Source organism: Ruegeria sp. CDSC085 (assembly GCF_059610465.1).
Map to the genome: position 1 here is coordinate 124423 of NZ_JBXWNR010000009.1, position 23233 is coordinate 147655.

26 protein-coding genes are annotated in these 23233 nt (G+C 58.3%); 10 read left to right on the top strand and 16 right to left on the bottom strand.

Annotation, left to right across the window (positions count from 1 at the left end; all coding sequences use genetic code 11):
• Positions 1-52 precede the first annotated feature (52 nt).
• Positions 53-703 (top strand): peroxiredoxin, encoded by a 651-nt coding sequence (locus tag AC2FJB_RS14405; protein WP_496718910.1) that lies wholly within the window; start codon positions 53-55, stop codon positions 701-703.
• Positions 704-928: 225 nt separating this feature from the next.
• Here the strand turns inward: AC2FJB_RS14405 and AC2FJB_RS14410 are convergent, their stop codons facing one another.
• The 3 genes from AC2FJB_RS14410 to AC2FJB_RS14420 form a co-directional block, all read right to left on the bottom strand.
• Positions 929-1618: an outer membrane protein gene (locus AC2FJB_RS14410; RefSeq protein WP_496718911.1), complete on the bottom strand. Its 690-nt coding sequence runs from the start codon at positions 1616-1618 to the stop codon at positions 929-931.
• Positions 1619-1757: 139 nt separating this feature from the next.
• The gene (locus AC2FJB_RS14415; protein WP_496718912.1) at positions 1758-2258 is read right to left on the bottom strand and encodes a helix-turn-helix transcriptional regulator; all 501 of its coding nucleotides are present in this window, start codon (positions 2256-2258) and stop codon (positions 1758-1760) included.
• A 23-nt stretch (positions 2259-2281) separates the two neighbouring features.
• On the bottom strand, positions 2282-2554 hold the full coding sequence (locus AC2FJB_RS14420) for a PepSY domain-containing protein (protein ID WP_117871794.1): 273 nt from the start codon (positions 2552-2554) through the stop codon (positions 2282-2284).
• Positions 2555-2789: 235 nt separating this feature from the next.
• On the opposite strand from AC2FJB_RS14420, the gene AC2FJB_RS14425 reads away from it, so the two are divergent.
• Positions 2790-3425: a DUF1326 domain-containing protein gene (locus tag AC2FJB_RS14425; protein ID WP_496718913.1), complete on the top strand. Its 636-nt coding sequence runs from the start codon at positions 2790-2792 to the stop codon at positions 3423-3425.
• Positions 3426-3432: 7 nt separating this feature from the next.
• Here AC2FJB_RS14425 and AC2FJB_RS14430 read toward each other — a convergent pair whose 3' ends face one another.
• The 3 genes from AC2FJB_RS14430 to AC2FJB_RS14440 all read right to left on the bottom strand — a co-directional run bounded on the left by AC2FJB_RS14430 (position 3433) and on the right by AC2FJB_RS14440 (position 7192).
• Complete coding sequence (locus AC2FJB_RS14430) at positions 3433-4440, bottom strand: Hint domain-containing protein (RefSeq protein WP_496718914.1); 1008 nt, start codon at positions 4438-4440, stop codon at positions 3433-3435.
• A gap of 177 nt (positions 4441-4617) precedes the next feature.
• Positions 4618-6768 carry a polyribonucleotide nucleotidyltransferase gene (gene pnp / locus AC2FJB_RS14435; RefSeq protein ID WP_496718915.1) on the bottom strand — a complete coding sequence of 717 codons (2151 nt, stop codon included), beginning with the start codon at positions 6766-6768 and terminating at the stop codon, positions 4618-4620.
• Between the two features lie 118 nt (positions 6769-6886).
• The gene (locus AC2FJB_RS14440) at positions 6887-7192 is read right to left on the bottom strand and encodes a hypothetical protein (protein WP_496718916.1); all 306 of its coding nucleotides are present in this window, start codon (positions 7190-7192) and stop codon (positions 6887-6889) included.
• Positions 7193-7250: 58 nt separating this feature from the next.
• On the opposite strand from AC2FJB_RS14440, the gene AC2FJB_RS14445 reads away from it, so the two are divergent.
• Complete coding sequence (locus AC2FJB_RS14445; RefSeq protein WP_496674644.1) at positions 7251-8852, top strand: BCCT family transporter; 1602 nt, start codon at positions 7251-7253, stop codon at positions 8850-8852.
• A gap of 344 nt (positions 8853-9196) precedes the next feature.
• Positions 9197-9949 (top strand): class I SAM-dependent methyltransferase, encoded by a 753-nt coding sequence (locus AC2FJB_RS14450; protein WP_117871804.1) that lies wholly within the window; start codon positions 9197-9199, stop codon positions 9947-9949.
• 159 nt (positions 9950-10108) lie between these two features.
• Here AC2FJB_RS14450 and rpsO read toward each other — a convergent pair whose 3' ends face one another.
• The 6 genes from rpsO to rbfA form a co-directional block, all read right to left on the bottom strand.
• Positions 10109-10378 carry a 30S ribosomal protein S15 gene (rpsO, locus tag AC2FJB_RS14455; protein WP_117871806.1) on the bottom strand — a complete coding sequence of 90 codons (270 nt, stop codon included), beginning with the start codon at positions 10376-10378 and terminating at the stop codon, positions 10109-10111.
• Between the two features lie 144 nt (positions 10379-10522).
• Positions 10523-11536 carry a calcium-binding protein gene (locus tag AC2FJB_RS14460; RefSeq protein WP_496718918.1) on the bottom strand — a complete coding sequence of 338 codons (1014 nt, stop codon included), beginning with the start codon at positions 11534-11536 and terminating at the stop codon, positions 10523-10525.
• Between the two features lie 91 nt (positions 11537-11627).
• The gene (locus AC2FJB_RS14465; RefSeq protein WP_496718919.1) at positions 11628-12134 is read right to left on the bottom strand and encodes a DUF1643 domain-containing protein; all 507 of its coding nucleotides are present in this window, start codon (positions 12132-12134) and stop codon (positions 11628-11630) included.
• A gap of 21 nt (positions 12135-12155) precedes the next feature.
• Complete coding sequence (gene truB, locus AC2FJB_RS14470; protein WP_117871813.1) at positions 12156-13061, bottom strand: tRNA pseudouridine(55) synthase TruB; 906 nt, start codon at positions 13059-13061, stop codon at positions 12156-12158.
• Between the two features lie 60 nt (positions 13062-13121).
• The gene (locus AC2FJB_RS14475; RefSeq protein WP_299899501.1) at positions 13122-13859 is read right to left on the bottom strand and encodes a phosphodiester glycosidase family protein; all 738 of its coding nucleotides are present in this window, start codon (positions 13857-13859) and stop codon (positions 13122-13124) included.
• Positions 13856-14251, bottom strand: a complete 396-nt coding sequence (gene rbfA / locus AC2FJB_RS14480; RefSeq protein ID WP_117871818.1) for a 30S ribosome-binding factor RbfA — start codon at positions 14249-14251, stop codon at positions 13856-13858. The genes AC2FJB_RS14475 and rbfA overlap by 4 nt, the downstream gene beginning before the upstream one ends.
• 91 nt (positions 14252-14342) lie before the next feature.
• Here rbfA and dapB point away from each other — a divergent pair, with 91 nt between their 5' ends.
• From dapB to AC2FJB_RS14495, 3 genes are all read left to right on the top strand, one after another.
• A complete protein-coding gene (dapB, locus tag AC2FJB_RS14485) occupies positions 14343-15152 on the top strand; it encodes a 4-hydroxy-tetrahydrodipicolinate reductase (RefSeq protein ID WP_496718920.1) in 810 nt (269 codons plus the stop codon).
• Positions 15153-15494: 342 nt separating this feature from the next.
• The gene (locus AC2FJB_RS14490) at positions 15495-16178 is read left to right on the top strand and encodes a hypothetical protein (protein WP_496718922.1); all 684 of its coding nucleotides are present in this window, start codon (positions 15495-15497) and stop codon (positions 16176-16178) included.
• 106 nt (positions 16179-16284) lie between these two features.
• Positions 16285-16416, top strand: coding sequence for a hypothetical protein (locus AC2FJB_RS14495; protein ID WP_496718923.1), 132 nt, complete (start codon positions 16285-16287; stop codon positions 16414-16416).
• A 90-nt stretch (positions 16417-16506) separates the two neighbouring features.
• Here the strand turns inward: AC2FJB_RS14495 and AC2FJB_RS14500 are convergent, their stop codons facing one another.
• The 3 genes from AC2FJB_RS14500 to tmpA are packed head-to-tail and all read right to left on the bottom strand — an operon-like array spanning position 16507 to position 18895.
• A complete protein-coding gene (locus tag AC2FJB_RS14500; protein ID WP_496718924.1) occupies positions 16507-17175 on the bottom strand; it encodes an ureidoglycolate lyase in 669 nt (222 codons plus the stop codon).
• On the bottom strand, positions 17172-17762 hold the full coding sequence (gene tmpB / locus AC2FJB_RS14505) for a (R)-1-hydroxy-2-trimethylaminoethylphosphonate oxygenase (protein WP_496718925.1): 591 nt from the start codon (positions 17760-17762) through the stop codon (positions 17172-17174). Before tmpB ends, AC2FJB_RS14500 begins: the two co-directional genes overlap by 4 nt.
• A complete protein-coding gene (gene tmpA / locus AC2FJB_RS14510; RefSeq protein WP_496718926.1) occupies positions 17759-18895 on the bottom strand; it encodes a 2-trimethylaminoethylphosphonate dioxygenase in 1137 nt (378 codons plus the stop codon). Before tmpA ends, tmpB begins: the two co-directional genes overlap by 4 nt.
• Before the next feature lie 98 nt (positions 18896-18993).
• Between tmpA and AC2FJB_RS14515 the strand changes: the two genes are divergently transcribed.
• Complete coding sequence (locus AC2FJB_RS14515; protein WP_496718927.1) at positions 18994-19848, top strand: LysR family transcriptional regulator; 855 nt, start codon at positions 18994-18996, stop codon at positions 19846-19848.
• Between the two features lie 4 nt (positions 19849-19852).
• On the opposite strand, the gene AC2FJB_RS14520 is transcribed toward AC2FJB_RS14515, so the two are convergent.
• Complete coding sequence (locus AC2FJB_RS14520) at positions 19853-20035, bottom strand: DUF1674 domain-containing protein (protein WP_117871831.1); 183 nt, start codon at positions 20033-20035, stop codon at positions 19853-19855.
• An 88-nt stretch (positions 20036-20123) separates the two neighbouring features.
• Here AC2FJB_RS14520 and AC2FJB_RS14525 point away from each other — a divergent pair, with 88 nt between their 5' ends.
• Positions 20124-21383, top strand: a complete 1260-nt coding sequence (locus AC2FJB_RS14525) for an RsmB/NOP family class I SAM-dependent RNA methyltransferase (RefSeq protein ID WP_496718929.1) — start codon at positions 20124-20126, stop codon at positions 21381-21383.
• Between the two features lie 90 nt (positions 21384-21473).
• Positions 21474-23213, top strand: a complete 1740-nt coding sequence (locus AC2FJB_RS14530; protein WP_496718930.1) for a heparinase II/III family protein — start codon at positions 21474-21476, stop codon at positions 23211-23213.
• Positions 23214-23233 lie beyond the last annotated feature (20 nt).

A 23233-nucleotide genomic window follows, 5' to 3' on the forward strand; every position in this document is an offset into this window, starting at 1 on the left:
GATTAGGTTCCAGACGACCGACTCAGGTTTTTCACAGAAAAGGAGATGCCCCATGGGTTTGCGCATCAACGACACCGTCCCGAATTTCACGGCAGAAACGGATCAGGGTACCGTTCAGTTTCACGACTGGATCGGTGACAGCTGGGCCATTTTGTTCTCGCACCCAAAGGATTTCACGCCTGTTTGCACAACCGAGTTTTCGGCCGTTGCGCAGCTGAATGACGAATGGGCCGCCCGCAACACCAAGGTGATCGGCGTATCGGTTGATGGTGTCGAGGACCACAAGAAGTGGAAGAAGGACATCGAGGAATATGGCAAGGCCAATCCCGGTTTCCCGATTATCGCTGATGATGGTCTGGCTGTGTCCAAGGCCTTCGACATGCTGCCCGCCGAAGCTTATCTGCCTGATGGCCGTACACCGGCTGACAGCGCCACAGTACGCTCGGTCTTCATTGTCGGCCCGGACAAGCAGTTAAAGCTGTCGATGACCTACCCGATGACCGTGGGCCGGAACTTTGCTGAAATTCTACGCGCGCTTGACGGGTTGCAGATGTCAGCCAAGGGCGTTGCGACGCCTGCCAATTGGGTGCCGGGCGAAGACGTGATCATCCCGCCAACCGTGTCGAACGAAGACGCCAAGGCCAAGTTTGGCGAGTTCGAAACGATCTTTCCCTATTTGCGCAAGACCAAGGCGCCGTCGTAAGCCGGTTGCCGGGTCAGGGGGGCTGTCTGCCCCCCATCGTGGCTGCCGGCACGATTCCCCCCGAGGATGTTTTTAGCCAGATGAAGGGGGCGGTTGTTGCAGGCCGGATGACCACCGGCATATCCAGCGCGCGCTGTTTTTTCAGGGTTTTTCGGGGGCCCCGCACCTGAGGCGCGAGGGCAAAAAGGGGCAGGAAACCGGAGCGAAACCTGACACCCGAAGTGATCAGAAATTATAGCGAAGTCCGAAATTGACGCTGAATATATCCAGATCGTCCTCTACGTTGCCGGTCAAAGTTCCGTTGGGGGCCAGACGCTGCGACGAAACATCAAAGGCACGGGCGTAACGGGCATCAACGGTGAACGCTGTCGACGAGTTGATGTCATATGCCACACCGGCGATCACCTGGGCGGCAAAGGTGGTGTCGGTATCGTCCAGCGCCACACCCGGCCCATAAGAAAAATCCAGATCCGAATAGGTGGCACCCAGACCAAACCCGGCAAACGGTGTCAGCACTCCGGCCTGTCTGAAATCGAACAGCACATTGGCAAATAACGAGGTCTGCGAGACGTCGCCCGAGATATTGCCCTCGGGCCCCGGACCATTGCCGGTAAAGTTCACACCATCCACGTCACTGTCGCGATAAGACAGCTCCAGTTCGATCCGCGTTTCGATGATGTCGTTTGACCATTGCGGGATTTCCTTACCTATCGCGAAGCCCAGTCCGAAACCTGCGTCGAATTCGGTATCGACCGATTGCGTCGCGCCGCCGATCGTCCCGGTGAAATCGCTGTCCTGTAACTGGCTGTAGCCGATGAAGCCGTGAATATAGGTGCCGTCGCCCAGGCTCTGCGCGGCAAGCGCCGTTGCGCTGATCGTCAGAGCCGAAGAGGCGAGAATGAGGCGCGTGAACATAACCATCTCCAGTGTTCCAAAGTCCGCATGCCATGGATGTGGACAAGGCTGGCCCAAAAAGAAAGGCGCCGGGCCTTCACTTCGTTTCACAGGTTTTTAGGAATGTGTGAGTGAATAGGTACGAGGTTCTGCCACTGTTTCAGGGCACGTCCCTGACCAACGGTTCTGACAGGAGTTCGTCGACAAAGAAACTGAGCAACTGCAACCTGCTGGAAACGCCCGCCTTTCGATAGACCGCAGCGCTTTGGGCCTTGATCGTCCCTTCTTTCGTCTGTCGCATTCCGGCGATTTCCGCGATGGAAAGACCCTTGATCGTCAGCATGGCAACGTCACGCTCAGCACCACTGAGCTGCCACTCGCTGAACTGAGTTTCGATGACCTGGGCAAAAGCCCCTTGCGCCACTTCCAGTTGCCGCTGCATGTCGCGCACCCGTCTGGACTGGGAACGGATCAGGGCGATCGTGGCGCTCAGGCCCCCGACAAGCGCCAGCGACAGAAACAGCTCGAACGAATGCAGGTGACGAAACCCCGCGCCGTCGCCGCCAGTCCAATCCAGCAGCGCATCCGTCATGAAAAAGGCGGCGCAGAGGGCCTGCACCACCAGAAGGAGCCAGAGTAAAGACGTTTGAGGTACTTTCATGCGGCCCCTTGGACGTTGCAGGTTCAGTCGTCATCCTCTTCGAGCTCGATGGCTGTCACCACCCCGTCCGTGTCAGACAGAACCAGTTCAGTTTCCACGCCATCCTTGATGAGTTCAACCTCGATCTTCCCACCTTCGAATTCGATCTCTTCGATCTGGTACCCCTGGGCTTCAAGGGCCGCGCGGATATCGGCTTCGCTTGTGCCCAGTTTGTCGCCCAGTCCGACATTAGCAAAAGCAAGAACCGGTGCGGTTGCGATCAATCCCGTCAGTGTCAGCAGTTTCAAGGTTTCCATATCGCATCTCCTTTTTGTGTTGTGGCGATGCGGTCGAACTGGGGATGGCAGAGGAGACCTGCGATTGGCTTTTGGTTGAAACGGGGCGAATTGAACCAAGGTTTATGCAATTTGCGGCCGTTTCCGCCCGTCAGGTTCAGGTTGCAATCAATTTGTGATAGTTTGTTTTGGGAAAACATACAGGCATGTGACCAACGATGTCGGGCTTTCTGACTGTCTTGAACAGGAGAAGACCATGGCTTTTACAGATTGGTACGTCGAGGGGGAAAGCTTCGGAAACTGCAATTGCGGCTATGCCTGCCCCTGCCAGTTCGAGGAATTGCCGACGCATGGCGATTGCCGGGGTTTCGAAGTGCTTGAAATATTCAAAGGATATTTTGGAGAAACGGATCTTAGTGGAACCAGGGCGGCATTGATCTATGCGTGGCCCGGGCCAATATTCGAGGGTGGTGGTGAAATGCAGGTGATCGTCGATCCTGCGGCCTCACCGGCGCAGCGCGATGCGCTGGAAAAAGTCTTTCACGGTGAAGAAACTGAAGAGATGGCAACGCATTGGTACGTGTTCCGGGCCATGTGTGAGACGGTGCATGACACGCTTTACCTGCCGATTGAGTTTGAGATGGACATCGAAGGGCGAACGGCCAGCGTTACTGTTGGTGACGTATTAAAGTCGAACGGGCGCCCGATTCAGGCTCCGCATGGCGGCGGGGAACACCGCGTACGCATCGATATTCCCGGCGGGATCGAATTCACCATTGCTGAGATCGGCAGCGCCTCGACCCGAGCCGATGCGTCGATCAAGCTGGATCTGAAAGACAGTTTCGGCCAGTGGCACGTGTTGAAACATGGCCCGGGTGGTGTCACGCACTGACCTGCGGTCAGGCCGCTTTTGCGGTTTCGTTCGGATACACCTTCCAACCCGGAACCGCCAGATCCGCTGCAAGTACTCGGACTTCAAAGGGTTTGAGGATCGGCAATACGGTTGAACCGTAACCGCATTCACCATTTGCCAGTTCCGGGAACAGTTCGAACAACTCGCTCCGGGTTGCGGGCGCCATTGCATCAAGACTTGTGTCACCGGGGTAAAAGGACTCGGACCAGATTCCTTCGACATTCACCAGCTCATGCTGATTAAAGAGGATGTGAATGTACTCCACTCCTTGTGCAGGCGTTTCCTGAACGATGGTCTTTCCATTGATCAGCCCTTTTGCAGGCGCCAACATCGTTGTTTCGCAATGCATCAGTTCCATCATGGCTGAGGTCACGGCAATCCGGTGCTGTGGCGAGATGACGAGATCGCGGGATGGGCCGTTCGGCCCGAAACAGCCAGCTTTGATCCGTACAGGGGATAGGTGAGGGTTTCGCTGCAACTCGGACGCGGACAAACGGCGCTTGCCGATCCAGCGTACCGGACGGGCATGGCCGTCGGCGGTGACAACCGGGTCGCCGGGCTCCAGCGCCTCAACCCGGCGCAGTCCCGTCGGAGTCTGGATCAGCGATCCAAAGGTAAAACACACGAAAGAAGGCAAAGTGTGATACGCGGATGACGGCGCGGTTCCGGCAAAGCCGGTATCTGAAATCGTGTCATTCAGTTCGGCCTGACCGGAAGTGACGATGATGTAACGCGGGTTGGAAAACTGGATCAGGATAAACGTGACCGGCGCGCCATCGACTGTGCCCGTATAATTTTCGAAAGAACTGAAATTCTGGGTCGAGCCGGAAAAGCCGGGAAGAGACCCAAGATCAAGTTGCGAACTGCCGTCCGGGTCAGGATCTTGCAGCAGGGCGTCATTATCCGTGACTTCGACCGAATACGCAGCAGTAATATCAACACTGCGGTTGCTGAACGGGTCTGCGCTGATTTCGTAAACAGTAATCGATGCCACGGTTGAACAGCTTCCCTGAAAACGGCAAAATACCCCTTAAGGTTGAGCTAATACACGCAATAAGTGTTAATAATTGATTTACCAAAATTGCGACGCAGTTCCCCTTTCTGCTGCCCCGCAAACAAAAAAGGCCCCGGATGAAACCGGGGCCTTCTGCGGTCTGTCAGAGGGGGCAGATTACTCTGCGCTTTCCTCTTTCTTTTCTTTCTTCTCGGGAACGATCTCTTCGCCGGTTTCCTGATCGACCACTTTCATCGACAGGCGAACCTTGCCGCGATCGTCAAAACCCAGAAGCTTGACCTTCACTTCCTGACCTTCTTTCAGAACATCCGACGGATGGTTCAGACGGCGGTTTTCGATCTGCGACACGTGGACCAGACCGTCGCGCTTACCGAAGAAGTTCACGAAGGCCCCGAAATCGACGATTTTTACAACTTTACCAGTGTAGATCTGACCTTCTTCAGGTTCTGCCACGATCGAATAGATCATGTCATAGGCCTTCTGGATCGATTCACCATCCGGCGAGGCGATCTTGATGACGCCATCGTCGTTGATGTCCACCTTGGCTCCCGAAACCTCAACGATCTCACGGATGACCTTGCCACCGGAACCGATCACTTCACGGATCTTGTCGGTCGGAATGTTCATGGTCTCGATGCGCGGGGCGTGGACCGAGAAATCGTTGGTCTCGGACAGGGCTTTGCCCATCTCGCCCAGGATGTGCAACCGGCCGTCCTTGGCCTGCGCCAGGGCTTTCTCCATGATTTCGGGCGTGATGCCCGCAACCTTGATGTCCATCTGCAGCGAGGTGATGCCGTTTTCGGTACCGGCAACCTTGAAGTCCATGTCGCCCAAGTGGTCTTCGTCACCCAGAATGTCGGACAGGATGGCATAGTCGCCGTCATCTTCCAGGATCAGACCCATGGCCACACCGGCAACCGGCGCTTTCAGCGGAACACCCGCATCCATCATCGACAGCGAACCGCCGCAGACAGACGCCATCGAGCTGGAGCCGTTGGATTCTGTGATTTCTGACACGATGCGGATCGTGTAGGGGAAATCGGTCGCCGCAGGCAGAACCGCCTGCAGGGCGCGCCATGCCAACTTACCGTGGCCAATCTCACGACGGCCCGGGCCACCCACGCGGCCAACTTCACCAACCGAATACGGAGGGAAGTTGTAGTGCAGCAGGAAGTTCGATTTGAAGTTGCCATGCAGCGCGTCGATGAACTGTTCGTCGTCGCCGGTGCCCAGCGTGGTCACGGCCAGCGCCTGTGTTTCACCACGGGTGAACAGCGCGGAACCGTGCGTACGCGGCAGCATCGAGGTTTCTGCAACGATCGAGCGGATATCGGTGGTCGAGCGACCATCGATCCGCTTGCCGCCTTTGACGACGTCGCCGCGCAGAATACCTGCTTCGAGCTTTTTCATCGCGGAACCGAGGTTGCCGTCTTCCAGCTGTTCCTCGGTCAGCGCTTCCTTGATCGCTTCACGGGCAGCGGCAACAGCAGCGGTGCGCTCCTGCTTGTCGGTGATCGCGAAGGCGGCGCGCATCTGTTCTTCACCGGCGGCCTTAACGGCAGCATACAGCTCCGAGTAATCCGGTGCCTGGAAATCGAACGGCTCTTTCGCGGCTTCTTCGGCGAGGCTGATGATCAGGTCGATCACCGGCTGAATCTGTTCATGCGCAAAGTTCACCGCGCCCAGCATTTCCGCCTCAGAGAGCTCGTACGCTTCCGATTCCACCATCATTACGGCGTCTTTGGTCCCGGCAACTACCAGATCCAGACGCTGTTCAGGGTTCAGGCGCAGGTCCTGCATGTCATCGACGGTCGGGTTCAGAACGTATTCACCGTCTTCGAAACCAACACGGGCACCGGCGATCGGGCCCATGAACGGCGCGCCGGAGATGGTCAGAGCAGCCGAAGCGGCGATCATCGCGACGATGTCGGGATCGTTGACCAGATCGTGGCTCAGCACGGTGCACATCACCAGAACTTCGTTTTTGAAGCCGTCAACGAACAGCGGGCGGATCGGACGGTCGATCAAACGCGCAGTCAGCGTCTCTTTCTCGGTCGGGCGCGCCTCGCGCTTGAAGAAGCCACCCGGTACTTTACCGGCGGCATAGTATTTCTCTTGGTAGTGCACGGTCAGGGGGAAAAAGTCCTGACCGGGCTTTTGTTGCCGTGCAAAGGTCACGTTTGCCATGACGCTGGTTTCGCCCAGCGTGGCAATCACGCTGCCGTCCGCCTGACGGGCAACTTTGCCGGTTTCCAGTGTGAGCGTTTCCTCGCCCCACTGCATTGATTTCTTCGTTACATCAAACATATGCGTATCCTAGAAGGGAGCACTCCCGCCCCTGCGGGTCTCCCGTTTGCATGGCGGCCCCATTGCCGCCGACCCCAATTTATCTTCCATTCGAGTGCCGGGGTCAGGGCACAACGTCTCAGATGCCGCGCGCATACATGAGAATGCGTTGAAAGGAAAGAGGAACTGGATGGGATGGCCGAATCACGCTGAGACAGACAACGGCTCTCTCTAAGTGTTCAGTTTTCAGATCGCGAGCAAAAGCTGTGAGCGGCGATGCAATGTGTTTCTTCACAGGCGACGACCCAGAGATCTGTGGGTCGATTACATCGCTAACATCGGTAAAATCGAATGCATTTTGTAAAAATATGAAGGCAGTATAAGCTTTTACCACAAGCCCGCGGACGAAATGACGGAAACGCGCCAAGGGGGTTAATAATCCCATACCCGTCCGCCGACCGAAAACCTTGGCGTTTGCAGCTAGCGAACAGAAGGGCAATCGAATGGCACAAACAAAAAAGATGCTGGATCCGGATCCCCGGATTTACGACTTCGAAACGGAATATGAACTGGGGCAGGATAACGTCCGACCGTTTGGCTTGGACATTCACAACCCGGTCTTTCTGATCTCAAGTATCATGATCTTTGCGTTCGTCCTGATCGCATTGGCCAACCAAGAGGCCTCGGCGTCGTTCTTCGGCTGGCTCCGACCCTGGCTGACCAGCACGTTTGATTGGTTTCTGGTCCTTTCGGTTGATGCAATCACCCTGTTTTGTCTTGTTCTCATCATCCTGCCCGTCGGTAGCGTGCGGATCGGTGGCAAAGACGCCAAGCCTGATTATTCCTATGCGGGATGGATCGCGATGATGTTCGCTGCTGGAATAGGTATCGGTCTGCTGTTCTTTGGCGTGATGGAGCCGGTCTATTACAATTTTGCCGAAGACGGGAACGCAAGCCCGCTGGGCATTGATATCGCGGTGCCGGGAAATGAATATGCCGGTGTCGTCGGAACCATTCATCATTGGGGTCTGGAAGGCTGGGCGGTTTACGCCGCGGTCGGCCTGAGCCTGGCGATCTTCAGTTACAACCTGAACTTGCCGCTGACCTTGCGCTCGGCCTTCTATCCGATCCTTGGCGAACGGGTCTGGGGGTGGTGGGGCCACATCATCGATACGTTGGCGGTCTTTGCCACGTTGTTCGGGTTGACCACATCACTTGGTCTGGGTGCTCAGCAAGTTGCCGCTGGTCTTTACGAGGTCTTCGGCATCGAACCCAGCCCCACTGTCGTTGTCTTGCTGATCATCGGGATCACGTTGATTGCGCTGGGCTCGGTTCTGCTGGGCATGGATGCGGGCGTCAAACGGCTGAGTGAGATCAATATGGTCATGGCCGTCGGACTATTCCTCTTCGTAATCGCCGTAACTGGCATTGGCACGGCCATCGCACGATATTTCAACGTGATGACCGACTACGTGCTGCACTTACCTGCCTTGTCGAACCCGTTCGGACGAGAAGACACCAGCTATTTCCATGGTTGGACGACCTTCTACTGGGCATGGTGGATCGCATGGTCACCCTTTGTGGGCATGTTCATTGCCCGGATCTCGAAGGGTCGTACTGTTCGCGAGTTCATAATCTGCGCGTTGCTGGCGCCGACAGCCGTCTGTGCCCTGTGGATGTCAACCTTCGGCGGCGCCGCCATCGACATGTTGAACGCGGGCGGAGCGGAAGGTGTTCGCGCGACAGTGATTGACAGCTACGCCCCAGAAGGTGCGTTGTTCGGTTTCCTGAAAGAACTGCCGCTTTACGGCATCGTTGCCCCGATTGCCCTTGTCCTGATCGTAATATTCTTTGTCACCTCATCCGATTCAGGGTCGTTGGTGATCGACACGATCACAGCTGGCGGCAAGATGGACGCGCCCGTGGTTCAGCGCGTGTTCTGGTGCACATTGGAAGGTCTGGTCGCCATCGCATTGCTGTTGGGGGGTGGTCTTTCAGCGCTGCAAGGCGCAGCGGTCTCAACCGGCATCCCCTTTACGCTGGTGGTTTTAACAATGTGCTACTGTTTGTGGCTGGCGCTGAAATCAGAAAAAGCGAAAATGTAGAGCCGTACACATTTCCAAGAATGAAACGCCCACCGATTGGTGGGCGTCTTCGGTTTTGTGGAACTGCACAAGGCATAATGACTTAGATGATGTTTTGACTGAGTTCATGCGCGCACCAGTATCAACAAAAACTGCGTTGGGCGGGGTATGCGTTTGGTGCCAGATGCCGAAATCCCGGGCTTCAGGATATTGCTGAAGGGGGGAAACGTCCAACTATGCACTGAACAGGGAACTTGCCCGTTTTGTCGAGTGTTATCGGGCGCTGCTATTGCGTTGACATTGAATTCTCAGAATAGGACGTTCACGCGAAGAAAACTGCTTTCGACCACCCTCCGGAGGAATAAGTGTCAATTGTTGATGTCCTGGCCGCGCGCCTGATCGAAGATGTCAAATTCAACGACCTGTCAGGAAGCTTCCTGATGCTTGGGCGGCAGGACTGGATAGGTGCGCGTCGGTCGTCATCCGCCGCATTGTTTCGGGAAACCTTGCAGAAGTACCTGCCCGGAGTGAGCGAAGCTGACCTTTGCAACCCGGATGATGGGTACTCGGAAACCTTCTTTCGTAAACTTGGGTTTTCGGAAGTGGACTCTCTGGATTTCTCGGGTTTCGAAGGGGCGAGCATCGTTCAGGATCTCGCGGGGGATTTGCCTGAAAATCTGGTTGGTCGGTTTGACGTTATCTATGACGGTGGAACCTGCGAGCACGTGTTCGACTTGCCGACCGCCTACCGGAACATTGATAAGATGCTGAAGCCCGGGGGGGTGTTTATCGCACACTCGCCATCGAACAATTGGATCAATCACGGCTTCTATCAGATTTGCCCAGAGATAGTGTACGGCTTTTGGGTAAACGCCATGAACTATGAGGCTCTGAAATGCGTGTGGCAGCCGTTAAGGCCATACGCCGCGCGTGATGTGGTGAAAATGACGGATCCCAACAAGACAAAGAAACGTCCGCGCCCGCTGGGAACCTTTGGTCCGGGATTGCCTGTTCTTTTGGATTTTGTGGTTCGAAAACCTGTTGCTGACACCAAGACGAGTGCAAATGTGTCGCAAAGTGACTATGCCACACGTTGGGAAAACACGCGAAAGGCGTAAGGCCCGGTGTCGCAACAGACATTCTCTGACCGTCGGGGAATGTCCAACTGCTCTGGTAAGTTAAGGGGGATGTGTCGCTTTCGGCGGATCCAACAGAAAACGCCCGCCGGGTGGCGGGCGTCGAACCGGAAAACCCGGTTTAAAGTCTTCTGAAAAAGCTTAGCGGCGGATGCCCAGCTTTTTGATCAGATCCTGGTAACGCGCTTCTTCCTTGCCTTTCAGGTAATCCAGCAGCTTACGGCGCTGGGCAACCATCTTCAGCAGACCGCGACGACCGTGGTTGTCTTTTTTGTGGGTCTTGAAGTGCTCGGTCAGGGTGGTGATGCGCGAGGTCAGGATGGCAACCTGGACTTCAGGCGAGCCGGTGTCGCCGTCCTTGGTTGCGAATTCTTTCATGACGCGTGCTTTTTCTTCAGCAGTAATCGACATCGGGGTCTCCTTTGAAAGGTTAGAGTTGATGGCGCAGGCCGGGATGTCGTCCAGCACAGGCCCATGGAGAAAACCGCACCGATTCCGATGCGGATGGGCGCGTATAGGCGCATTTTCACCAAATGGCAAAGGGAAACTGCGGGCTCAGACCATCTGTCCGTACTGGGCCAGTTGCGCTTCGGTGATCAATTGAATGTCGGCCACCGTCATACCTTCGGCCCCGTATACCTGCGCCACTTCCTGACCGTTGATCATCACTCGGGTCAGATTGGCGTTTTCAGCGTCAGGTTCCACCTCAATCTCCGGGTCGGCCTCATCCTCCCAGGTTACGAGCAGCTTGTCCTCACCGGGTTGGAAGCCCATGACGGTCACGTCTTCGTCACCCGGGCTCAGCACGATGTCATCGGCGCCCTGCCCACCGGTCACCACATCCCCGCCGCCTGCCACAATGGTATCGTCACCAGCGCCGCCATTCAGGAAATCCTTTTCGGCCGCGCCGTCTTCGATACCGAGGACAAAGTCGTCGCCGTCGCCCCCAAAGATCGTATCCTCACCTGCGCCACCGTTCAGGGCATCGTCTCCGAACCCGCCCTGCAATGCGTCGTCATCTGCCCCGCCTGTCAGAGTATCGTCGCCCTGACCGCCATAAAGTTCGTCTTCGCCTTCGCCGCCATCCAGAGTGTCGTCCCCGAAATGGCCGAACAGGGCGTCGTCCCCCTGATTGCCGAACAGAAAGTCGTCATCAACCTCTCCGTGCAGAACATCATCACCCTGACCGCCCGAAATCGTATCCGTACCGTCGCCCCCGTGCAGAACGTCGTCGCCCTTGCCGCCGTCGATGGTGTCATCGCCGCCAAACCCGTTGACCTGATCGACACCGTCCTGTCCGATGATCTGGTCCGGGCCATCGCTGCCGGCAATTACGAGGTCTCCTTCGAATTCAGAGACTACGGTGCCAGTGGACGGGATTTCGATATCGGGATTCACCGGGTCTTCGACGTTTTCGCCAATCTCAAGAAACTCTCCGGTATCGGGTTCAGTTTCTGTGTCATCATTGGGGTCGTCCTCTGATACGTCCTCATCTTCGATCAGCATGTCGCTCATCGCGTATGCAGCACCGCCGATGGCGGCGAGTCCGATCAATCCGGCCAGAAACATGACACCCCTCCGATCGCAGAATGCTCCGAGGGTGAACATCCCATGCAATCGGCACTCGGATCAAAGTCAAGTTATTGAAATGGTTAATATTTTATTGCCATTGCTCTGGCTGTTGGCTGTAGGCGATATAGAGCGGGTGCTTGGGGTGGCCGCCTTTGGTCAAACCCAGATGGAACAGCGGCTGGCTGGTCCGGCGCAGCAGGGTCTCCACCGCCGGGCCCCGGTTCAGATGCGCACCATGGGTGCCCCAGGCAGCGATGACCTGATCGGCCCACCGAACACCTTCCAGAATGGCGGCGTCATTTTCCGGGCCTACCGGATCGGCAGCAGCGCGCATCTTGCGCGGATCGGTGTCGCGCCAGGCAAAGATGTTGGTTACCTGAAACGCGCCAAACCCCAGCGCTCGGGCACGGCGTTCGCAGCGTTCCACTGTCGGATCGTTCTGCACTTCGGTCGCGGTAGACGGGTTCAACATGACAAACAGCGCCTTGCGCCCTGCCGGGTCCCAAACACGCGTCAGGCTATAGCGGTATTTCTCGCAGTCGGAATAGATGGCGGTCGAGGGCGCATCGCCCTTGGTGTGCGTTCGGGTGATCATGCCTTTCGCCTAACACGTGGTTCAGGCGGCGAACACCCGGCTGGGATGCAATTCGCCTGATTTATAAACCCCTACGGCAACGGCCTTGCCATCCAGTGAGGCCCATGCCTCGTCTCCGTATTCAACATCTGAGGCCAACACCATGCCCGGGTTACCATTGCGTAGACGGGTCGCGCCTTCGGGGGTGCATTTGAGCTCGGGCAGGTCCGACAGACCGGTTTCCAACGGGTGCAGATATTCGTCCAGCGCGGTGGTCTTTGCCATCTCGTCGATCTGTTCGATGCTCAGCCCGTCTTCGGCCTCGAACGGTCCGGACCAGATCCGGCGAAGTTCCCGGACGTGGCCATGACATCCCAGGGCTTCACCCAGATCGCGGGCGATCGAGCGGACATAACCGCCCTTGCCGCAGGTCATCTCCAGCACCACGTGATCTGCGTCGGGGCGATCGACAAGGATCAGTTCCTCGACCCAAAGGGGCCGGGCGGTCAGTTCCACATCTTCGCCATCTCGGGCCAGTTTATAGGCGCGCTGGCCGTCGATTTTCACGGCGGAAAACTTGGGCGGGACCTGCATGATGTCGCCCAGAAACGGGGTCAACGCCTGCTTGATGTCTTCATCTGACGGGCGGGCATCGCTTTCGGCAATCACTTCGCCCTCGGCATCGTCAGTGTTGGTGGCCTGACCCAGACGGACAGTGAAGGTGTAAGCCTTCAAAGCATCAGTGATGTAGGGAACGGTCTTGGTCGCCTCACCCAGGGCCACGGCCAGAACGCCGGTGGCCTCGGGGTCCAGTGTACCCGCATGGCCTGCCTTCTTGGCGTCCATGGCCCAGCGCACTTTGTTGACCACGGCGGTCGAAGTCATACCCGCGGGCTTGTCCACCACCAGCCAGCCGGAAATGTCCCGACCCTTGCGTTTGCGTCCCATTTAGCACCTTCAATCTTGCTGAGGCGCGCGACCTAGCGGATCGCCATCGCCCTGTCAATTTCAAGGTGCGTCTTCGACCACACCCACGATAGGCCCCAGCGAAAACCCGACATCGGACCGATTGTTCGCGCGGTCATACATGCGAGAGATATTGCCATCGAAGAACAGCGCATTCGGAGTTTCCAGCACGTCCCGGAACAGACGGCCGAATTCGTGGAACGTGACGTAATCTTCGGAAATCGCAAACACCACACGGGTGCCATCGGCGCTGGTGCCCACTCCGTTGCGCACATAGAGCGAGGTCGAATCGGGCAGGAACCGGGGATGCAACTCGCCATTGATCACCAGCATCGGGCCGGATTGGCTGGCGTACCGGCAGTCGGGGGCATGATCGAGGAAATCCAGCGTCTCGTACACATCAGCACGGCCCTCGCGGATGCAGAAAACGCCGTTGGGCAGCAAGCCAAAATTGCCGGGGCCGGGGTTGGAGATCACCCGCATGACCTCTTTGCCGTTCTCGACATAATGGCCGACGGGCGACCGGTCATCGTGATACATGCCCGCGTTCATGGCAAAGGCCAGACGCTCACCACCGGGGGCCAGCGCCTCGTTCACCGACGAGAAATGCCCCAGAAGATCCCCATTCTCATCGTTGAGAAACAGGCGCAGGTCTTCGGTTTCCGCGTCGACTTCGCAGACGGTATAGCGTTTGTCATCATGGGTCAGCTTTTCGCAAGTAACCGCAGAGGCTTGCACGGCCCAGACAACCGCGCCCAATGTGACAAGTACCCGGATCACTCGTCCAGATCGCGGCGCACCGCGTCCTGTTCGAACATGCGGCGGGTGTCGTCCAGACGGTCGAACGTGTCATCAAGCCGGAACCGCAGATCGGGCGAGAATTTCAGGCCGACCTTCTTGCCAACCATGCGCCGAAGTTCACTTTTGTTGCGGGCGAGCAGTTCGATCACATCCTCCTGCCCCTTGCCGCCCAATGGCAGCACATAGGCGGTGGCGATCTTCAGATCGGGCGAGGTGCGCACCTCGCCTACGGTGATCGACATGCGGTTCAGTTCGGTGTCGTGGACATCTCCGCGCGCCAGAACTTCGGACAGGGTGCGGCGGATCAGTTCGCCGACACGCAGCTGTCGTTGGGACGGGCCGGGGCCATCATGGAATTTGTTCTTTGCCATAAACCCCGATCTAAGCGCAAACCGGGGCTTTGCCAAGCGGGCGCGAACGGGGTAGGAGGCTTTGAGCAGTTTGCAGCAAGGGAATACCGCCATGACCCATATTCCGGGGATCGTCATCACAGGGGCTTCGGGCCGTATGGGGCAGATGCTGATCAACACCGTAACCGACAGTGATCAGGCGCGTCTGGTCGGCGTGATCGAGCGCAAAGGGCATGACTGGGTCGGTCAGGATGTGGGCGAAGCCATGGGTGGCCAGGCGCTGGGCGTCAAAGTTACCGATGACCCGCTGGAAGCCTTCGCGCAGGCACAGGCGGTGATCGATTTCACCGCACCCGAGGCGACGCTGGACTTTGCCGCTTTGGCCGCGCAGGCGCGCTGTGTGCATGTAATCGGCACAACCGGCATGACCGACAAACAGATCGCGGCGCTGGAACCTGCCTCGCGCCACGCCGTGATCATACAGGCAGGGAACATGAGCCTTGGCGTCAACCTGCTGGTGCAACTGACAAAAAAGGTTGCCGCCGCGCTGGATGAGGATTTCGATATCGAGATCATCGAGGGCCATCACCACCACAAGGTTGATGCCCCCTCCGGCACAGCGCTGATGCTGGGCGAAGCCGCCGCCGAGGGACGCGGCGTCAAACTGTCGGAGGTGTCCGACCGGGGTCGCGACGGCATTACTGGCGCTCGCAAACGTGGCGACATCGGCTTTCACGCCGTTCGCGGCGGCGACATCGTTGGTGAACATGACGTCCTGTTCGCCGCCCCCGGTGAACGCATCGTTCTGCGCCATCTGGCCACCGACCGCGCTATCTTTGCCCGCGGCGCGCTGAAAGCGGCCCTGTGGGGACAGGGCAAGGCACCCGGCCAATATGACATGGTCGATGTATTGGGGCTTTAGGCGCTAAGTTCAATTGTACGCAGTCGCAACAACAAAGAATGCTGCAATTCAAATGGCTGCCGCCAGTCGGTTAAAGACTCATGAGCAGCGGATGACGCGGGCCGCGAAAGTGATTGCATGCAGGAAAGTCTTGGGACAGGACCGTATCAGTGACATTGCCAGCAGTACCTAAAAACATTCTCGGGCATAATGAAAAAGCAATAGTAGCGAAACGGGACCTCCCATGAACAAAGAAATTAGGGTTGCGGCTTGAAGGTTGTCATACATCAAGGGTTTCACAAAACAGGAACCAGAACCCTGCAAACTATGTTGTTCAGGAACCGTTCCCGGCTTAAGAGCCGAGTGAACTTTCTTGTCCCCCGTGACCTGAAAGAAGCGGGGTTTGCCGCCCGGCGCTATTCCATTTTGCAAGAAGACAGGGTCCTTGCGAGATTCCGCAAAAGATTTCGTCAAGCTCTTGCTCCTTTCGAAGGTCAAACAGACACGCCTCTTCTTGTCAGCAGCGAGGAGTTTGCCGGCCTGATACCGGGGCGAAACAACGTGTGGTCATATTCGCAGACGCACGTTTTGGCTGATGCTGTGCTAGACGAAATTGACAGGTTCGCGAATGGCAATACTCGTACCACATTCTTGTTCACGACGAGAAACCGCGCTGACTGGATCAGAAGCGTTTATTGGCAAAACATCCGCTCGAACAGAATCCGAGAGGACCTTTCGGAGTATGCTGATCTTTTGCAGCAGGGTACAGACCTTGAAGGTGTTGTAAGCCGCGTCAAAAACGCCGTGTCTTCGAGGGCTGACGTCCTGTCCTTAAACGTTTCGGAGCTCAACGATCGATTATTTCCTGTGGCAAAGGCGCTATCGATGCTGAACGTAAGGTCTGATGATCTGACGCCTGTCAGTAATCTGAATGTTCAGCCGGTTGGAGTCGCAGAGTACTTTCTGGAGTTGAACCGCTCACCCATGACCGATGAAGAAGTGATGGCGGCAAAACGAGCCCATTTGGACAGTTTGCGGACCTCTTAACAGTGCGCTTCTGCTCATCTCGTGCAAACTGTCTTGATGTTACGGGGTCGGATTATGCCGCCACGTCGCGCGCCCTAATTCTAAAATCGGCATTATAATCGACATCATGTCGCAGCCTGCCATTGCAGGCAATGACATCCATGGCAACCGGCGGGGGTTGATCCTGAGTGAAACCACGCACGGCGGAACCGCTCTCACGGTGAATTTCGCCGGTTTTCGCCGGTTCGATCCCATCTGAGTCTCTCTTGCGCACGTACAAAGTGACGCAGAGGTTTGCGGCAAAGATCGTGGGAACTTGAAATGCGTTACCCTAAGGCGGTGCGCTTGGTCAAAGATCGCGGATCTTGTCGGCGCGCAGGGGGCAGGCGAGGTAGACGCCGAACTCCTGCCCGATATCGGCGCTGACACGCGCGTGAACTGCGCCCTGACGGTCGAGAAACCGCTGGTTGTCTTCAACCGGGAAAATCCCCTCATGCCAGATGCCGGGATGAATATAGAGGCCACGCGAGCCATCACACCAGAACGCCACCACTTTTTCGGGCGTCAGGTTGTCGCCAGGCAGGGCAGCTGGGATGATGAAGGGTTTGTTGTCGAGCGGCCAGAACATCTGCCCCCCGTCAGGGTGGTAGTTCATATGCCACAACAACACCTGATCCCGCGGGGCCGTTTGCCGGTCGATTTGCGCCTGCTGGGGGTCGGCTGACCAACCTAGCACGTAATGGCCTTTGACCGCCTCGTTCTCACCGTAAAGCACGTCACCTTGCCAGTCGCATTTGAACGTGCCTTCAACCCAGCCGCCTTCGTCACCGGTGCCTTCGTCAACCGGTCGCCAGCCCTGCTGCGGCCAGCGTACGATCTCGATTTCAAAGGTTTCGGGGTCGTCGACCAAACAGCCGTAACCCTTGACCGATGTGTCCGTCGCACGGATCAGGGGAACCTCGTGCCACGGCAGCGAGGGTTTCGAACTGGCCTCGAAGATGTACTCGGGTGCAGTCATGATGCACCCAGATGCCTGTCGACCATGCGCTGAACCATCGGTGCGAAATGGGCGAAGTCCGGTGTCTCCATATCCGCGCGTTTGCCGGCCTCATCCAGATACCGGACCTGAACGATCTCTTTCAGGTTTGGATTGGATTCGAACGCGGCGACTTCCTCAGCGCTCATCGGGCCGCCTTGCAGCTCCAAGGTATGGACCGAGGCGGCGGAGAGGCGGTTGAAATATTCGGGCTTGGTGGCGCAGAGATACCGTTTCGCGGCCACGTGATATCGACAGCAATCGGTGATGACCGAGGGGAAGAACTGTTCCAGAACTTCCGCACCTGCATCCTCATGGTGGCGGTCTTCGGTATCATCGGGGTGGTAGGTCCCGAACTCGGATGTGAAATGGCCGATATCATGCAACAGAGCGCCGACGATGATTTCCTCAGGCTGACCGTTCTGTTCGGCGATGGTGGCGCCTTGCAGCATGTGCTGGGCCATGGTGACGGGTTCACCAAGATATTCCTCACCGCCGCGGCGGTGGAAAATATCCCCGATGAAGGCGACGATATTGTTTCGGCTCAGGGTCGAGAAATCGGGTTTCATTCCGCTGCCTCCGGCTGCGTCATCTCCATCGCCGCCAAAGTCGACAGCAACCCGTCCTTGTCGGCATAGCACCCTTGCAACCAACGCGAACCTGCACCGGAATAGCCCAGTCGTGCGTGCAGAACACGGGTGTTGTCGACGATGAAGCTTTCGCCCGGCTCCAGTTTGAACGACACGCCCATGGCCGGATCGTCGATGATCTCGCCCAGTTGACGATAAGCGGCGTAATAGACCTCCATCCTGTCGAACGGGACGTCCACGAAGGGCGCGGATGAGCGGTTGTTGAACCGGATGCCGACCAGTTCTCCATCCGGCGACAATTCGATCATCGGACGGCGAGATCGCAGGCAGACACCTTCTGATCCCTTGTATTCGAAGCGGGCGGGGTAGCCTGCCAGCAGGGCAAAGCCCTCGGGGTTCTGCGCACGCAGGTTTTCGGCAGCGCGGAAGCCGTCGACAACGATCGAGTCGCCTCCTTCGGCGCTGTTTTCCAGACAGTAAAGGATTTGCAGCGTCGGTACAGGGTCGCGATAGGGGTTGTCGGTGTGGGCCTGCAAGCCAAGCCCGGTATAGGCGAGGTTGGTCGGGTTCACTTCCGTCCGAACCTCGAAATAAGGGCCATAGTTGGTTTCGCGGACGTAGCCGAACAGGTCGGCCACTTTTAGAAGCGACTCTGGTTCGGTTGGCCCGCCCGTCAGCTTGGCAAAGCCATAACTCGCCACAGACGCCAGCCAGTTGCGTTTGGCCGCAGGGCGGGCATGAACCTCGTTCCAATCGCCAGAGGGGGCGGCGATCCCGCCTTCCCAGGTGATGATGCCGGGGCCAGTGCGGCCCAGCGTATCATCACGTTCGCAATCATAGTTGTGTTCTGCCAGCCATTCGGCCGGGAAGGTAACGGTTTTGTCCTCGGGCTGGAACGTGACCTGAAGGTCGCCCGCGACAACTTCGGCGGAACTGACCGAGATGTCAGCAGGGATATCGCCGACGGTGATCAGTCGCTGGCCGTTGCCCGGGGCGCGGGTTTCTGGATCCAGCGCGTTGTCGCGCAACCAGATGGCGTGAAAGCGGGCTTGCGTTCCTGTGTCGAACACGACGGTGACGACCGAGGTGTCATGAGTGGCGGTGCGCAGCATTGGGGCCTCCTGTTCGGCGCGAACTTTGGTTGAGCAGATACGCCGTTCGTGGCATTACGACAATTAATCCTTATTTCGGCTGAGGCTTGGAAAATCTAATGGCTAAGAAAAAGATCGGACTACCGCCACTGGACTGGTTGCGCGTGTTCGAGGCCGCCGGGCGTCTTGGTGGGTTCTCGGCAGCGGCCAAGGAATTCGGGCTGACGCAGGCCGCTGTCAGCCAGCGGATCGGTAATCTGGAAGCCTGGCTGGGCCGATCCTTGTTTGTGCGCGAGGCGCGGGGCGTGTCACTGACGGTCGAAGGTGAAAGCTATCTGCCCTTGGTGCAGGACAGCCTTCGTGCGCTGGAGCGCAATACCGAGGACCTGTTTGGCAAATCCCCGCGCGAGCTGCGCGTGGCCGGGTTGTCGTCGAGCATCCACGCATTGGTTCTTCCGGCGCTGACCAAGTTTCAGGAGGTGCAGCCCAAGGTTCGGGTAATGACCGACTCGGTCGCACGCCGGTCGTCTTTGGACGAAGAACGAACCTGGCTGCAAATCCGATATGGTCGGGGCTTGTGGGCCGGGCGCGATTCAGCCTTGATCGCGCATGAGGTCCTTGCTCCCCTTGCGGCACCGGGAGTTGACTGGGGCGCCCCACTGATTGATCTGCGCGGAGAACGCCCCGGTTGGAGAGAGTGGAGCCAGAAGAACGGCCAGCAGGACCTGCCGCCTTCAAAAATCAGCTTCGATTCGATGGAACATGCGATTTCGGCAGCGCGGCGCGGCATGGGAGTGGTTCTGGGATCGGTTCCGTTAGCCTCTGCCGATCTGCAGGAGGGACGGCTGCGCCGACTGGATCTACCCGAATTGCACACCAAAGACGGGTACTGGCTGACGTGGCCTGAAGGCCGGGCGAAGTCCAAGAAACAACGTGCCCTGATCGAAGATTTCCTGAAGGCGCTGCGTGGTTGACCGTTCAGAAGTCGATGGCGATGCCCTTCTTTTCCCAATCACCGTAACGGGCCGGGTCCGGTCCGTCTCGACCACCCAGCTCTTTCGGCAATTCCTGGGCTTGGGCTGTGGCTTTGCGGCGGCGTTCTTCCGCTTCGGCCAGGGCGCGCTGGGCGGCGGGGGGCAAGTCTTTGCGGTCGTCACTCATGACATCGGGTTCCTTTCCGTGCACAGCCTTGATATACGCCCGCGTCCGCCATTGGCAATGCGGGCGCAGGTCACATGAAGGCGGTACCATGTTTAACAGCGCAACAGCAGCACGGCGCAGCGCAATCTATCTTCTGGATCAGGTTCTGGGCGAAGGTCGCCTGCTGGCCGAGTGTCTGGCGGCGGGCGCAGTGGATCGGTTGGAACCCGAGGACCGCGCGCGCGCTCAGCGCCTGGCTTTGGAAACGCTGCGTGGGCTGGAACGTGCCGACCGCCTGTTGGACAATCACCTGAACCGCACGCCTGCCCTGACGGTCCACAACGCACTGAGACTGGGGGCGGTCGAGCTTTGCAATGGCGAAGCCGCGCATGGCGTTGTCAATTCCATGGTCGAGATCGTCAGCCGTTCGCGCAAGCATAGTCGCCTCAAGGGGTTGGTGAATGCCGTTCTGCGCAAGGTTGCGGCAGAAGGCCCCGAGGCGTGGCCAAAGATGCGCGTTCCGCGTTTGCCGGATTGGTTGCGTGAGCCTCTGATCGCAGCGTGGGGCACGGATGCTGTTACCGGAATGGAGCAGGCTCATTTCGCGGGCGCACCACTGGACCTTACCTTGAAACCAGGGGCGGAAGGCCCTTCAGGCGAGATCCTTCCGACCGGGTCGCTGCGTATACACGACGCGGGTCAGGTCTCGACCCTGCCGGGGTACGAAGCAGGTGACTGGTGGGTGCAGGACGCCGCTGCGGCTTTGCCGGTTCGCATTCTGGACCCGAAGGCGGGCGAAAAAGTGCTGGATCTCTGCGCGGCCCCAGGTGGGAAAACGATGCAACTTGCGGCCGCATGGGCTGATGTCACGGCACTGGATTTGTCGGACTCGCGGATGGAACGGGTGCGGGAAAACCTTGCAAGGACCGGCCTGAAGGCGAAGGTCGTTGTTGGCGATGCGCTGGAACACGAGGGCCAGTACGACGCGATCTTGCTGGACGCGCCGTGCTCGGCCACAGGTACGATCCGCAGGCATCCTGACTTGCCGTTTGCCAAGGACGGTTCGGACTTCGGCGGTCTGATCGAGCTCCAGTCGCGCATGTTGGCCCAGGCGTGGAGTTTGCTGAAACCCGGTGGGCGTCTGGTCTATTGCACCTGCTCCCTGCTGCCGGATGAAGGTGAAGTTCAGGTGGAAGAGGCGTTGGACATGTATCCTGACATGAGCGCGGATCGCGACGCGCTGAACGTACCCGGTGTTGAAACAGATTGGCTCACTGAAGAAGGCGGCTTGCGATTGCGCCCCGATTATTGGCTGGACCGGGGCGGTATGGATGGGTTCTATATCGCGTGCCTGACCAAATCCGCCTGAGCGCACGCTTTTCGATGACTTGACGATCAGCGCGGTCTATCGTTGGGTCTCAAGCGCCAGCAGAGCGTAAGGGGCAGAGTAACACGCGTCATGTCGAAATCGGACACCATGACCAGCCGGTGGATGCGGTTTCAGAACCGCTTCTATGCGCGCCTGAGCCAGCGGCAGAAGGCGGTCACAGGGTTTGTTGCACAACCGGATCCGCGCTCGGTGGGTTCGTTTGCACGTGGGCGGCAACTGGTTGCCGGAAACCTGTTGTTCGCCGGGTATCTGGTCGAGGCCGAAGATACCGGGCTTTGGGACGTCACCACCCCCAGCGCCGGCTTTGACGAAGAACGTCATGGTTTTGCCTGGCTGGATGATCTGGCTGCGGTCGGAGACATGCGTGCGCGGGAAAAGGCGCAGCGTTGGGTCTGGGGATGGATCGAGGCGCATGGGCGCGGGCAAGGCCCTGGCTGGGTGCCTGATCTGACCGGACGACGGGTCACGCGCTGGATCAACCAGGCGATTTTTCTGCTGCGAGGGGCGGATGAAAGGCAAAGCAAGCTGTTTTTCCGCTCGCTGGCCCAACAGACATGGTTTCTGTCCAAACGGTGGCAGGCCGCGACCCCGGGTCTGCCTCGGTTTGAGGCGCTGGCTGGACTGGTACAGGCCGGGCTGGCGTTGGAGGGGCTGGAGCACATGGCCGACCCGGCCCTGCGCGCCCTGGCCGGAGAATGTGACCGTCAGGTCGACGCGCAGGGCGGCATTCCAACACGCAATCCGGAAGAACTGCTCGAGGTCTTCACATTGCTCAGCTGGACTTCGGCGGCGCTGAACGATCTTGGGCGCGGGACGCCTGCCGCTCAGGCCAATGCGATCAAACGAATCGCGCCGACCCTGCGCAGCCTGCGCCATGCGGATGGGGCGTTGGCGCGGTTCCATGGTGGCGGGCGCGGTGTCGAGGGGCGTCTGGAACAGGCGCTTGCGCAAAGCGGCGTCAAACACAAGGCAGCCACTGCGTTGCCGATGGGCTATGCCCGGCTGGCAGCCGCACGCACCACGGTGATCGTGGATGCCAGCGTGCCGCCGTCGGGGGCGGCCTCCTACAATGCGCATGCTTCTACATTGGCGTTTGAGCTGACCTCGGGGCGGCGTCCGTTGATCGTGAACTGCGGGTCGGGGGCCAGTTTCGGGTTGGAATGGCGCCGCGCCGGACGGGCGACGCCGTCGCATTCGACGCTTTGCCTGGATGGGTTCTCAAGCGCCCGGCTGGCCAACCCGGTGCCGGGGCGTGAAGCTCAGGCGCTGGTCGACGCGCCACAGGAGGTGCCCGTTGATTTCGAGGACGCGTTCGAGGGCATCCGCTTTATGGCCGGGCATGATGGATATGCCAAGGTGTTTGGCCTGACCCACGCGCGCACATTCGAATTGCGATTTGACGGTCGGGAACTGACCGTTGAGGATATTCTGCTGACCGCGACCGACAAGGCGAAGCGACAGTTTGACAAGGCGATGGATGCTTCGGGCCTCAATGGCATCGGTTACGACATCCGGTTTCATCTGCATCCTGATGTTGATGCGGCGCTGGATTTGGGCGGGGCGGCGGTGTCGATGGCGCTCAAAAGCGGTGAGATCTGGGTTTTCCGCCATGATGGCGTTGGAAAATTGTCCGTAGAGCCAAGCGTTTATCTTGAAAAAGGGCGTTTAAAGCCACGCGCGACAAAACAGATCGTTCTATCTGGCCGCGCAATGGAGTATGCGACGCGCATCCGGTGGACTCTGAGCAAGGCACAGGACACAGCCTATGCCGTGCGCGATACGCACCGGGACGAGCCAGAATTCGACTGACGCCAAAAGGACCTTTGGAC